This is a genomic window from Haemophilus parainfluenzae ATCC 33392 (assembly GCF_031191205.1).
GTDB classification, from domain to species: domain Bacteria; phylum Pseudomonadota; class Gammaproteobacteria; order Enterobacterales; family Pasteurellaceae; genus Haemophilus_D; species Haemophilus_D parainfluenzae.
Map to the genome: position 1 here is coordinate 118969 of NZ_CP133470.1, position 13059 is coordinate 132027.

At 39.6% G+C, this 13059-nt stretch carries 11 protein-coding genes; 9 read left to right on the plus strand and 2 right to left on the minus strand.

What is annotated here, in order from left to right:
- Positions 1 to 2 precede the first annotated feature (2 nt).
- On the plus strand, positions 3 to 977 hold the full coding sequence (locus RDV53_RS00575; protein WP_005696485.1) for an aminodeoxychorismate synthase component I: 975 nt from the start codon (positions 3 to 5) through the stop codon (positions 975 to 977).
- Positions 977 to 1543 (plus strand): aminotransferase class IV family protein, encoded by a 567-nt coding sequence (locus RDV53_RS00580; RefSeq protein ID WP_005696486.1) that lies wholly within the window; start codon positions 977 to 979, stop codon positions 1541 to 1543. Before RDV53_RS00575 ends, RDV53_RS00580 begins: the two co-directional genes overlap by 1 nt.
- A gap of 23 nt (positions 1544 to 1566) precedes the next feature.
- Here RDV53_RS00580 and recN read toward each other — a convergent pair whose 3' ends face one another.
- Positions 1567 to 3243 carry a DNA repair protein RecN gene (gene recN, locus RDV53_RS00585; RefSeq protein ID WP_005696487.1) on the minus strand — a complete coding sequence of 559 codons (1677 nt, stop codon included), beginning with the start codon at positions 3241 to 3243 and terminating at the stop codon, positions 1567 to 1569.
- A gap of 76 nt (positions 3244 to 3319) precedes the next feature.
- Positions 3320 to 4210 (minus strand): NAD(+) kinase, encoded by an 891-nt coding sequence (locus tag RDV53_RS00590; protein WP_005696488.1) that lies wholly within the window; start codon positions 4208 to 4210, stop codon positions 3320 to 3322.
- A 130-nt stretch (positions 4211 to 4340) separates the two neighbouring features.
- Here RDV53_RS00590 and grpE point away from each other — a divergent pair, with 130 nt between their 5' ends.
- The 7 genes from grpE (at position 4341) to trxB (ending at position 12976) form a co-directional block, all read left to right on the plus strand.
- Positions 4341 to 4916, plus strand: a complete 576-nt coding sequence (grpE, locus tag RDV53_RS00595; protein WP_032804004.1) for a nucleotide exchange factor GrpE — start codon at positions 4341 to 4343, stop codon at positions 4914 to 4916.
- A 266-nt stretch (positions 4917 to 5182) separates the two neighbouring features.
- Positions 5183 to 7309 carry an anaerobic ribonucleoside-triphosphate reductase gene (nrdD, locus tag RDV53_RS00600; protein ID WP_005696492.1) on the plus strand — a complete coding sequence of 709 codons (2127 nt, stop codon included), beginning with the start codon at positions 5183 to 5185 and terminating at the stop codon, positions 7307 to 7309.
- A gap of 74 nt (positions 7310 to 7383) precedes the next feature.
- On the plus strand, positions 7384 to 7965 hold the full coding sequence (locus tag RDV53_RS00605; RefSeq protein WP_005696493.1) for a uracil-DNA glycosylase family protein: 582 nt from the start codon (positions 7384 to 7386) through the stop codon (positions 7963 to 7965).
- A 148-nt stretch (positions 7966 to 8113) separates the two neighbouring features.
- Entirely contained in the window at positions 8114 to 9511 is a 1398-nt protein-coding gene (locus RDV53_RS00610) for a DASS family sodium-coupled anion symporter (RefSeq protein WP_049375762.1), read from the plus strand.
- 134 nt (positions 9512 to 9645) lie between these two features.
- Positions 9646 to 10956 (plus strand): nucleobase:cation symporter-2 family protein, encoded by a 1311-nt coding sequence (locus RDV53_RS00615; protein ID WP_005696495.1) that lies wholly within the window; start codon positions 9646 to 9648, stop codon positions 10954 to 10956.
- Positions 10957 to 11075: 119 nt separating this feature from the next.
- On the plus strand, positions 11076 to 11933 hold the full coding sequence (locus tag RDV53_RS00620) for a co-chaperone YbbN (RefSeq protein ID WP_005696496.1): 858 nt from the start codon (positions 11076 to 11078) through the stop codon (positions 11931 to 11933).
- Between the two features lie 89 nt (positions 11934 to 12022).
- Positions 12023 to 12976 carry a thioredoxin-disulfide reductase gene (trxB, locus tag RDV53_RS00625; protein WP_005699879.1) on the plus strand — a complete coding sequence of 318 codons (954 nt, stop codon included), beginning with the start codon at positions 12023 to 12025 and terminating at the stop codon, positions 12974 to 12976.
- Positions 12977 to 13059 lie beyond the last annotated feature (83 nt).

A 13059-nucleotide genomic window follows, 5' to 3' on the forward strand; every position in this document is an offset into this window, starting at 1 on the left:
CCATGCAAACATTTATTCAGCAAGCTAATACTTATGGTGCATTACGCCAACCTTTTTTCTTCTTAATTGATTTTGAACAGAAGAAACCGCTTATTTGTTCTTTTGATGAAAGCGCTGAAAAAGGGCTGATTTGGGATATTCAAGGCGTAAAAAATATCACTGAAAATCAACCGCACTTTGCTTTGTCTATCATTGATAAAAAACCCATTACATTACATCAATATGAACAAGGATTTCATGTTGTTCAACACGAATTACAAAAAGGTAATTCCTATTTACTCAATCTCACTTATCCTACCGAAATCAAATTAAATGGGGATTTAATCCAAATTTTCCATTCAGTTGAGGCGCCTTATAAATTACTTTTTAAGGAGCAATTTGTCTGCTTTTCACCTGAATCCTTTGTGCAAATTCGACAAAACAAAATTTACACCTATCCTATGAAAGGAACGATTGATGCGAGCCAGCCTAATGCCAAAGCTAATTTGTTAAAGGATGAAAAAGAGCAACGAGAACATTACACCATTGTCGATTTAATGCGTAATGATCTTGCAATGGTTGCCAAAAATATCAAAGTATCTCGTTTTCGCTACATCGATAGTATTTACACAGAACAAGGCGAAATACTACAAACCAGTTCAGAAATTTACGGTGAATTAGAAGATAATTGGCAAAATAAAATTGGCTCAATATTAGCCACACTTTTACCTGCAGGCTCAATCAGCGGAGCGCCTAAAGAAAAAACGGTTTCCATTATCCAACAAGCTGAAAAGCAAGAACGAGGTTATTACACAGGAATTTTCGGTATTTTTGATGGCGAAAACCTAAATAGTGCCGTCGCAATTCGCTTTATTGAACAAAGAGGTGATAAATTTTATTTTCGTAGTGGTGGTGGCATTACCATTCAAAGCCAACTTGAAGACGAATATCAAGAGCTGATTGCCAAAGTTTACCTTCCAATCCAAAAGGAAAAGTAATGTTCCCTTTATTTGAAACCATCGCCATTGAAAATGGCAAAATTAAAAATATTGCTCTGCATCAAGCACGCTATGAGCATAGCCTTATCACTTATTATGGAAAAAGTGCGATCACTTTTTTTAATCTTTTAGATCTAATTCAAGTACCTAAGAAGCTACATAATAAGCTTGTTCGCTGTCGAATTGACTACAACGCTCATCAAACCAAAATTTTATACGTTGAATATACACCTAAAACACATCGTGTATTCAAGTCCATAGTCTGTAATGAAATTGATTATTCGCTCAAATATGCTGACCGTGAACTTATCAATACCTTATTTGCACAAAAGGGAGAGGCTGATGAAATCATTATTATTAAAGAGGGATTTGTCACAGACTGCTCTATTGGTAATCTCGCCTTTAGAAACGGAACTCAATGGTTCACACCGAATACCCCTTTATTAAAAGGCACACAAAGGGAATATTTACTACAATCCGGTCAACTTCAAGAAATTGAAATTAGACAAGAACAACTTGAGCAGTTTGACGAAATTCGAGTTATTAATGCATTGAATGAACTATAAAACGCCCATTCATTTGCCTCATTTTACTTGACTAAATCCAACATCTCTTGTGCATTCGCTAAAGCAAGATCCGTAATTTCACTGCCACCGAGTAATCTTGCAAGAGCAGGAACGCGTTCTTCTTGAGAAAGTGCGGTCATTTTGGTTTCTGTTTTATCATCAACAGTAAATTTTTCAACATTAAATTGATGATGCCCATGACACGCCACTTGTGGTAAATGGGTCACACACAGTACTTGGCACTTATCGCCTAATTGACGCAACAATTTACCCACTACACTCGCGGTTTTACCGCTAATACCGACATCAACTTCATCAAAGATCAGCGTTGGAATTGCCGATTGATCGGACGTTAATACTTGGATCGCTAATGAAATACGAGAAAGCTCACCACCTGATGCCACTTTTGCTAGCGGTTGTGCCTGCTGTCCTAGATTACTGCGTAAAGTAAAGACGATATTATCTGCCCCATTTGCCGTCACTTTAGTTAAATCTGAATTCACTTCAATGAAAAACTCGGCATTCTCCATTGCAAGCCCTTTGATAGAATGTGTAACCTGCTGTGCTAATTTCCCTGCAGCTTGGCAACGGCTTTCATGTAATTGTTTTGCCGTATGTTGCATTTTCTCAAAGGCGGCTTTTTCTTCTAAAATCAGGCGCTCTTCACTTTCTGAAAAATCTAAAAGTGCGGTCAATTCTGCTTTTAATTTTTGATGCCACTCCACCAATTCTTCTGGCTTCACATTGTGCTTACGTGCAAGTTGTAAAGCTTGCCCTAAACGTTGCTCAATCTCTTGTAATAACATCGGATCTTGCTCAATATGAGAAGCAAGATGCTGCACTTCACTTGTCGCCTCTTGCACTTGAATAAGTGCATCATTCAACATTGTTTGGACGGAAGCATAGCGAGGATCTAACTCACTTAGCTCATCAATATACTGTGTCGCACGATAAAGCATCGAATCGATACTCACCGTCTCATTTTCACTGAGTAGCTGTAAGGCTGATTGTGATAACTGTGTCAGCTGTTCGCTATTTGATAGACGACGTTGATCCTCTTCCAATTCCAAATATTCATTTGGACGAAGGGCAAACTCATCTAACTCCTCAACTTGATATTGTAAAAGCTGTTTCTTCGCTTCATTTTCGGCAACTTTTTGTTGGAAGGTTTTAACTTGCGTTTGAAGATTTTTCCACGCGCGATAATCTTCTCGCATTTGTGCGAGCAAATCATAGTGATGTGCAAATGTGTCCACCAACTGAAGTTGGTAGTCATTTTTCAATAATAATTGTGAAGCGTGCTGCCCATTAATATGAATAAGATATTGACCAATTTCTTTTAATTGAGAAGCCGATACAGGCGTGCTATTAATAAAAGCTTTAGAACGCCCATCTGCATTGATGACTCGGCGTAAAATACAATCGGAAGGATTATCAGAATCCTGCAATTCTTGCTCTTGCAACCATTGATAAGCAGGGTTCGTTGGTTCAATAAAAAAAGAGGCGCAGATTTCAGCTCTTTCCTGCCCTTCTCGAACCATAGAGGTTTCAATACGCTGCCCCAAGCATAATCCTAACGCATCAATAGCAATAGATTTTCCTGCGCCGGTTTCCCCCGTGATCACAGACATTCCTTTCGCCAATTCAATCTCTAATTGACGAACAATTGCAAAATTATTGATGGTAAGTTGGGTTAGCATAAAAAATCTCCTTAACTGTATATCTATATATTATAACTGATATAATATACAGTAAAGAGATTTTTAACTTTTTGGATTAGAAATTTTTAAGCCAGCCTAATTTCGTGCTTAATACATTGTAATAATTATAATTTTTTAGATGTAATAAACGTAGCTTGTGCGGGCTTTTTTCAATGTGAACGATATCATCAGGAGAAAAATCTAGCGCAATTTGACTATCACAGCCCAACTCTAGCTGTGAAGTATTATGTTCAGCAAAGCGAATTGAGATTTTACTGTCTCCATCAATTACTAATGGTCGAGAAGAAAGTGTGTGTGGGAACATCGGCACAAGGGCAATCGCATTTAAATTTGGCGTTAAAATCGGGCCGCCTGCGGAAAGCGAATAAGCCGTTGAACCTGTTGGTGTGGAAACAATCAAACCATCTGAACGCTGAGAAAACGCGAATTTATCATTGATGTAAACATGGAAATCAATCATGTGCGCAATTTTAGCTGGGTGAATCACCGCCTCATTTACGGCATTGCTACTGGAGATAATTTCACCGTTTCGTTCAATTTTAGCTTCCAATAAAAAACGCTCTTCTACAAAAAATTCACCATGTTCTAAACACGCTTCAAGCTGCGCATAAGCATTTTTCGGGTCAATATCGGTCAAAAAGCCTAAGTTACCTCGGTTAATACCAATCATTGGAATATTATATTTAGCCAAAATGCGAGCACGCCCTAGCATATTGCCATCACCACCGATTACAATCACGAGTTGAGCTTGTTCTCCAATTTCTTCAACGGTTGCTAACACCTCTTCCGGTAAACCAAATTTTTCACCCACTTCTTTTTCGACTAAAACTTGATATCCTCGCTCTTTCAGCCACTGATACAAGTTTTTATGCATTTGCAAATTAATGTCGCGACGTGGTTTTCCCATCAAGGCGATGGTTTTAAATGATTTGACTAATTCATCCATAACTATGATTGCTCCCAAGTACAGACTTCCTGATTTTTGACCGCACTTGAATTTAAAATTTTAGCCATTATATTACATAGCAATTCAGTTTTGCTAAAATAGCACTAATTTTTGATAAATGGAGAAAAAGATGTCAGAACAAGCACAAAACTTAAATGAAAATGAAGAACTTGTTGAAGATGTTCAGCAAGAAACTACCTCAACGGAAGATCCGTTAGAAGAAGCGATCGCCCGCGTACAAGAGCTTGAAGAACAACTAAAAGCACAAGTGGAAGAAACCTCTAAAAAAGAGCAAGATTTATTGCTTCGCACGCGTGCTGAAATTGACAATATGCGCCGCCGCAGTGAACAAGACATCGAAAAAGCACATAAATTTGCGCTCGAAAAATTCTCAAAAGACATTTTAAACACTATTGATAACTTAGAGCGTGCACTTGCAACGCCTGCCAATAAGGAAGATGAAAACATCAAAGCCCTATTTGATGGCGTCGAGCTGACTTTAAAAGAGTTACTCTCAACGGTTTCTCGCTTCGGTGTCGAGCCTGTTGGTGCTGTGGGTGATACCTTTAATCCAGATCTTCACCAAGCTATCTCTATGCAACCAGCAGAAGGCTTTACAACGAATCAAATCACCACTGTGTTACAAAAAGGTTATACCTTAAATGGTCGAGTGATTCGCCCAGCCATGGTAATGGTTGCAGCTTAATTTCTTTTCTAAGACTAAAAGAGCGGACGATTTTTCGTCCGTTTTTTTATTATCAAAAACCTTGATTCAGATCAAATTATTAAAAAATAATTTGAGAATAATTATCAACAAAAACACTCTTTCCTCCCAGATTTAGCAAGCTTTCACCTTAATTTCAGCCATCAAAAAAAAACAAATAACACTACATATTGTGTGTTGATCTATTTAATAAAACTATATATAGTGATTTCGTTTTTTTTTAAGTTAGCCTATATAGGAGTCATAAAATGAATGCTTTCTTCGTGATTAAGCGTGATGGTTCACGAATTGGGTTTGACCTACAACGTATTACTAATGCAATCAAAAAAGCGGCAAGTGCGGTCAATATTGTTGACGAAATTTATATCCATGATCTGAGCCAGCGAATTAATACCGAGATTTTTAGTCACTACCAGCATGAAATTGATATCAACCAGATTCAAAAAATCGTTGAAGATCACTTAATGACAAGCAAGTATCCACAAATTGCACGTGCCTATATTGAATATCGTCACGATCGCGATCTTGCCCGCGAAAAACGCAGCCAATTAACTAAAGAAATTGAAGGGCTGATTGAACAAAGCAATGTAGAATTGCTTAATGAAAACGCAAATAAAGATGCGAAAGTTATCCCTACCCAGCGTGATTTACTAGCCGGTATTGTGGCCAAACATTATGCTAAACGCCACATTCTACCAAGAGATGTTGTTGAGGCCCATGAAAAAGGGGAAATCCATTATCACGACTTAGATTACGCGCCATTTTTCCCGATGTTTAACTGCATGCTCGTTGATCTAAAAGGCATGCTCTCTCGTGGCTTTAAAATGGGTAATGCCGAAATTGAACCGCCTAAATCTATCGGTACAGCAACAGCGGTTACTGCACAAATTATTGCTCAAGTCGCTAGCCATATTTATGGCGGTACAACCATTAATCGTATTGATGAAGTGCTTGCACCTTATGTTCAACTCAGTTTTGAGAAACATCTGAAAAATGCCGCACAATGGCAAATTCCGGATGCAGAAGGTTATGCCAAAGCGCTAATTGAAAAAGAATGTTTTGATGCGTTTCAATCCCTAGAATATGAAGTTAATACGCTCCATACATCAAATGGCCAAACGCCGTTTGTTACCTTTGGTTTTGGCTTAGGCACAAGTTGGCAAGAGCGTTTAATTCAACAATCGATTTTGAAAAACCGTATTCGTGGTTTGGGTAAAAATCACAAAACGCCTGTTTTCCCTAAACTGGTCTTTACTATTAAAAAAGGCGTGAACCAAAACGAACAAGATCCGAACTATGATATTAAAAAACTGGCATTAGAATGCGCATCAAAACGCATGTATCCAGATATTTTAAACTATGATCAAGTGGTCAAAGTCACTGGGTCATTCAAAGCTCCAATGGGTTGTCGTAGCTTCTTGGGAGCCTATGAAGAAAACGGTCATGAAGTGCATGATGGTCGCAATAATTTAGGCGTGGTAAGTTTAAATCTGCCTCGTATTGCCCTTGAAGCACAAGGAAATGAAGAAAAATTCTACCGCACTTTAGATGAACGATTAGCCCTTGCGAAGAAAGCCTTGCTTACCCGTATTGCTCGCTTAGAAAATACGAAAGCTCGTGTCGCGCCAATTCTTTATATGGAAGGAGCTTGCGGCGTTCGATTAAACGCTGATGATAACGTTGCCGATATTTTCAAAAATGGCCGAGCATCAATTTCTTTAGGCTATATTGGCATTCACGAAACTATCAATGCGCTGTATAAACAAGGACATATTTTTGACGATGAACAACTGCGTGAAAAAGGCATCGCGATTGTGCGTCGTTTAAGTGAAGAAGTCAAACAATGGCAGAAAGAAACCGGCTATGCATTTAGCCTTTATTCTACACCAAGTGAAAACTTGTGCGATCGCTTCTGCCGTTTAGATACCAAACAATTTGGTGTCATTGAAGGCGTTACCGATAAAGGCTACTACACTAACAGCTATCACTTAGATGTAGAGAAAAAAGTGAATCCATACGATAAATTAGACTTTGAAATGCCTTATCCTGAATTAGCGAGTGGCGGCTTTATCTGTTATGGCGAATACCCTAACATTCAACATAACCTGAAAGCACTCGAAGATGTATGGGATTATAGCTATGATCGCGTGCCTTATTACGGCACCAACACGCCAATTGATGAATGTTACGAATGTGGTTTCACAGGAGAATTTAATTGCACAAGTAAAGGTTTTGTCTGCCCGAAATGCGGTAATCATGACAGTGCAAAAGTCTCTGTAACCCGACGGGTTTGTGGTTATCTCGGCAGCCCTGATGCTCGTCCATTCAATGCGGGCAAGCAGGAAGAAGTAAAACGTCGAGTAAAACACCTATAATGTCACGACATTGATTATGATAAAATAGCTCATCAAAAGTGAGCTATTTTTATTTCAATAAAGAAGGAAATACCATGCCAACACTTGCTCAGATTACCCAATCCATCATGCAAGATCCCGATAATCAATCCTTTACCGCAAAGAGTATCGAACCGCTTTTTGCCGCGCCAACTACCGCTCGTATTAATATTGTCGGACAAGCACCTGGAGTTAAAGCCCAAGAAAGTCGTTTATACTGGAATGATAAAAGCGGTGATCGCCTGCGTGAATGGCTGGGCGTGGATCGTGATACCTTTTATCACTCGGGTATGTTTGCAGTTATTCCAATGGATTTTTATTACCCAGGCAAAGGCAAATCGGGTGATTTACCGCCACGCAAAGGCTTTGCAGAAAAATGGCATGTGCCAATTTTAGCAAACTTACCCAATATCGAGCTCACCATTCTTATCGGGCAATATGCACAAAAATATTATTTACCAGAAAATGAGCTTAATGTGACTGAAACGGTTCGCCATTTCCGTGATTTTCTCCCTCACTTTCTCCCTCTCGTTCACCCTTCTCCACGCAACCAAATTTGGCTCAAGAAAAATCCATGGTTTGAACAAGAGATAGTTCCAACATTACAAAAGCAAGTGAAAGCGATTTTATCTCGTTAAACAAATATTCCACGAATAAAGAGCGGTCAAAAATATCTGATTTTGACCGCTCTTTGTTTTAATACTAATCAATTTTTAGTACTCCCCTATTTTCTGATTAAACGCACTTATGCTAGAATCGGCGGCCATAAAAAATATAAGGAGAAATATGCAATCAATCCCCGTCACCAATTCTCAACGAAAAGCATGGAATAAACAAACCATTATATTCCTCTTTGATGTCGCGCTCTTTTTTATTTTACTTAATACCCTTCCTTTTGAACCTGCGGCAAACAAAGGATTATCTTTACTCGCGTTTGTAGCTATTTTATGGCTTACCGAAGCCGTCAGTGTAACGATCACTGCATTGTTCGTGCCCATTTTATCTGTCCTGTTAGGATTGGCTAATAGTCGTGAAGCGCTTGCTGCCTTTGCGGATCCGACCATTTTCTTATTCTTTGGTGGTTTTGCCCTTGCTACTGCATTAAATGTGCAAAAAATTGACAAAATGATTTCGAATAAAATCATGCAATTAGCGAAAGGTCGTCTCTTTGTTGCGGTGCTTTACCTCTTCTTAGCAACAGCATTTTTATCTATGTGGATGAGTAATACGGCCACGGCGGCGATGATGATCCCACTTTCAATGACTATTTTGAGTCAGTTAGATCGTAATGAAGATCACAATACTTACGTATTCGTGTTATTAGGGATTGCCTATAGTGCTACCATTGGAGGGATGGGAACACTTGTGGGAAGTCCACCTAATGCGATTGCAGCCTCCCAACTTCATTTAGGTTTTGCTGACTGGTTAATGTATGGCACGCCAGTCATGTTAATTTTATTCCCGCTTATTATTGGTTGGTTATATATTATATTTAAACCCAAATTAGGCCTTCGTTTTGCTGCTGAATTTGAAAAAATTCACATGACTAAACAACGTGTTTTAACCTTGGTCATTTTTATCACTGTAGCAATTCTGTGGATTTTTGGTGGGTACCTTAACCCAATTATTTCTCAATCATTAGGTTTACCCAAACCTATTGGCAGCTTTGACAGTATGGTGGCGCTCTCCGCAGCGATTGTCATTTGTGTAACGGGTATCGCAAGTTGGAAACAAGTGCAAGAAAATACAGAATGGGGCGTGCTATTCCTTTTTGGTGGCGGCTTAACCTTAAGTTCTGTGCTTACCCATTCTGGTGCAAGCAAAATCATGGCGGATGGTATCGTCTTCATCATTGAAGGCGGGCACTACTATGTGATGGCATTAATTGTTGCCGCCTTTATTGTCTGCTTAACTGAGTTTACCTCAAACACAGCAAGTGCTGCTTTACTGGTTCCAATCTTTATTTCCATCGCACAAGCACTGAATATGCCACCACTTGGTTTTGCGATGATTATTGGCCTAGGGGCATCTTGTGCCTTTATGATGCCGGTCGGGACACCACCAAATGCGATTGTGTACTCGACAGGTTTTGTGAAACAATCCGAAATGATCCGCGTGGGTAAATTTATTGATTTAACCTGTATGCTAATTATCGGGACAATTGCTTATATCTTCTGGATGTAACCTTTAAAACCTAATAAGTGCGGTTAAAAACAAGATGATTTTTAACCGCACTTTTTTATTTTATTTACGCAAACGTTTGCCTGAAATAAAAATTAACGTATAATTCGCACAATTTTTTTACTTGGGGAAACCAAATGAATAACAACCTGCTTTATACGGTGGAAGACAAACCACCTTTCGGATTGAGTTTACTCCTTGCCGCACAACATTTACTTGCTGCACTAGGGGGAATTATTGCCGTACCATTAGTCATTGGTAACGTCTTAAAATTACCTACCGAAGACACCATTACGCTAGTGAATGCTGCACTCTTAATTTCTGGTGTGGTAACGGTTATCCAATGTAAAGGATTAGGACCTGTGGGTATTCGTTTACCAAGTGTAATGGGGACCAGTTTTACTTTCGTTGCTGCTGCACTTGCCATCGGTTTCAGTGAATATGGCATCGCTGGTATATTAGGCTCTTCTCTCATTGGTTCCTTAGTGATGATTATCGGCAGTTTTTTCATGCCATATATTCGTAAATTGTTCCCACCACTTGTGACAGGGACTGTTGTCATGATGATCGGCTTAAGCCTGATTCCAGTTGCGGTTGACTGGTTTGCAGGTGGTCAACGTGGTGATGCGAATTATGCGACGCCAGAAAATTTAATGATGGCGAGCTTTGTCTTAGTGATCGTGGTCGCTCTCGTGCAATGGGGTAAAGGTATTTTCTCTGCAGCCGCCATCGTTATTGGGATGATGACTGGTTATATCGTCTGTTTAGCGATGGGCTGGGTGAGCTTTGAAGGTGTAAAACAAGCACAAACTTTTGCGATTCCACAACCTCTACACTTTGGTTTAGCCTTCCCTATTTCAGGCATTATCGGTATGTCTATCGCCTATTTAGTGACGATCGTTGAATCAAGCGGTAACTTCTTAGCACTAGGTAATGCCACCAAAACCGAAATCACTGGCAGACATTTACGCGGCGGGGTTTTAGCCGATGGTTTAGGATCAGCCTTAGCCGCCATTATGTCTACCACGCCATTCTCTTCATTCTCACAAAATATCGGCGTGATTTCCTTAACTGGCGTGGCAAGTCGTCACGTGGTTGCGCTAACCGGTGTACTTCTAGCGCTAGCGGGGTTATTCCCTGTATTCGGTGCATTAATTGTATCAATTCCATTACCAGTATTAGGCGGTGCAGGCTTAATGATGTTCGCGATGATTATCGCTGCGGGTATTCAAATGTTGGATAAAGTCGCACGTAGTAAACGCAATGGTTTAATCATTGCCATTTCTATTGGCTGTGGCTTAGCGGTGACGACTCGTCCAGAATTGCTTGATAAATTACCGCACTTTTTCAAAGAAGTGCTCGGTTCAGGCATTACCGTAGGCTCATTACTTGCCTTAATTCTTAACCTTGTCCTTCCAGAAGATAAAGTGGAAGAAACAAAAGAATAAAAATAGATAGCGAATAAGGGCAGATTAACACTGCCCTTTTCTTTTCCTGTAAAACATTTCTAAAACTGACCGCACTTTGCTAAAATCAAGCATCATTTTCCATTTATCAAGGAATAAAAATGGCAGATTTACCTTTTTTAGTTGAGCTCAACGAACAAAATCTTACTGAAACGTTGCAACGTTCTGTTGAAACACCACTTGTCATTAACTTTTATGCACCAAGCCATAAAGAATCAGCTGATTTTGCAACAGTCCTACAACGTGTTGCAGAACAACATCAAGGACAATTTATCCTCGGCTTAGTCAATTGTGAAACAGAGCAAATGATTGCTGCACAATTTCGTATTCAAGCGTTACCAACGACCTATCTTTTCAAAGAGGCACAAGCATTAGATGCGTTCCCTGGTGCATTAGATGAAGCCAGCTTATTGCAACGTTTGAGTGCGATTTTGCCAAAAGAAGAAGATTTAAAATTCCAAAAAGCCTTAGATTTTTTACAAGTGGAAGATTACAACTCCGCCCTTCCATTACTGAAAGAGGCGTGGGAGCTTTCAGATAAGAAAAATAGCGATGTGGCATTACTTTATGCGGAAACCTATATCGCTATGAAAAAAACAGAGCCTGCGGCAGATATTTTAGCGCAAATTCCGATTCAGGATCGAGATAGCCGTTGGCATGGATTACAGGCACAGATCGAGCTTTTAATTAAAGCAGCTGACACGCCAGAAATTCAACAACTACAAGCGGATTATGCGAAAAATCCAACGCCTGAGATTGCGTTGAAATTGGCAGTTCAGCTACATCAAGCTAATCGAAACGAAGAAGCATTGGACTTATTATTTAGCATTCTTAAACAAGATCTTTCTGCGGAAAATGGTGAAGTGAAACAACAGTTTTTATCTATTTTATCAGCCATTGGCAATGCGGATCCTATCACCAATAAATATCGCCGATTGCTGTATTCATTGCTTTACTAATACGATCAACTATTTTTTTATGCATGAAGGCTTTATAATGAACGAATTCCAAAAGCCTCATGCTTTATTTTATAAACAAAGGATTCTTTATGTCAGACGTTAAACACAGCAAATTATTAATTTTAGGTTCAGGCCCTGCAGGTTATACCGCGGCCATTTATGCCGCTCGTGCAAACTTAAAACCTGTTCTAGTGACTGGTCTTCAACAAGGTGGCCAACTTACTACTACGGATGAAATTGAAAACTGGCCTGGTGATTTTGAAATGACCACGGGTCCAGGTTTAATGCAACGTATGTTACAACACGCCGAAAAATTTGAAACGGAAATCGTGTTTGACCATATCAATAAAGTCGATTTATCTTCTCGCCCGTTCAAACTTTATGGCGATATGCAAACCTTCACATGTGATGCATTAATCATCGCAACTGGGGCATCCGCACGTTATATCGGATTAGAATCTGAAACTGCTTATAAAGGCCGCGGCGTTTCAGCTTGCGCTACCTGTGATGGTTTTTTCTATCGCAATAAACCGGTTGCCGTTGTCGGTGGCGGAAATACCGCCGTTGAAGAAGCACTTTACTTAGCTAATATTGCCTCTGAAGTACATTTAATCCACCGTCGCGATAGTTTCCGTGCGGAAAAAATCTTAATCGATCGCTTATACAAAAAAGTCGAAGAAGGCAAAATCGTGCTTCATACTGACCGCACTTTGAATGAAGTATTAGGCGATAACATGGGCGTAACCGGTGTACGTTTAGAAAACGTGAAAACCGGCGAAAAAGAAGACGTGAAATTAGACGGTTTATTTATTGCCATCGGTCATGCGCCAAATACTGAAATCTTCCAAGGTCAGCTTGAACTTAATAACGGTTATATCGTTGTCAAATCAGGTCTTGAAGGCAATGCAACAGCAACATCTGTGGAAGGCGTATTTGCTGCGGGTGATGTGATGGATCACAACTATCGCCAAGCCATTACTTCAGCAGGTACAGGCTGTATGGCTGCATTAGATGCTGAACGTTATTTAGATGCACAAGAATAAATAAATTTCCTTATTTATTTTCCCCTCTTTAGCCAAGAGGAGGTAAAGGAGATTTTAAAGAATCAATGCTGAATCAATAAATT